Origin of the sequence: Streptomyces doebereineriae, assembly GCF_031845645.1 — a bacterium.
Taxonomy (GTDB): Bacteria; Actinomycetota; Actinomycetes; order Streptomycetales; family Streptomycetaceae; genus Streptomyces; species Streptomyces canus.
Map to the genome: position 1 here is coordinate 1 of NZ_JAVREZ010000370.1, position 437 is coordinate 437.

The following is a 437-nucleotide window of genomic DNA, read 5'->3' on the forward strand; positions in this document are numbered from 1 at the left end:
GCTGGAGGGCGACCCGAAGTGGGTCAAGTCGGTTGAGGACCTGATGGACGCGGTCGACGAGTCGATCCCGGATCCGGTTCGCGAGACCGACAAGCCGTTCCTGATGCCCGTCGAGGACGTCTTCACCATCACCGGTCGTGGCACCGTGGTGACCGGTCGTGTCGAGCGTGGCGTGATCAACGTCAACGAAGAGGTCGAGATCGTCGGCATCCGCCCGACCACGACCAAGACCACCGTCACCGGTGTGGAAATGTTCCGCAAGCTGCTCGACCAGGGCCAGGCCGGCGACAACGTCGGTCTGCTGGTTCGTGGCATCAAGCGCGAGGACGTCGAGCGTGGCCAGGTTGTGGTCAAGCCCGGCACCACCACCCCGCACACCGAGTTCGAGGGCAGCGTCTACATCCTGTCCAAGGACGAGGGCGGCCGCCACACGCCGT

The 437-nt window shown here is 65.4% G+C and carries 1 protein-coding gene; it reads left to right on the top strand.

Annotated elements, in window-relative coordinates; translation table 11 throughout:
• A partial coding sequence (locus tag RNB18_RS52345; protein WP_311721097.1) for an EF-Tu/IF-2/RF-3 family GTPase occupies positions 1–437 on the top strand: 437 nt, incomplete at both ends.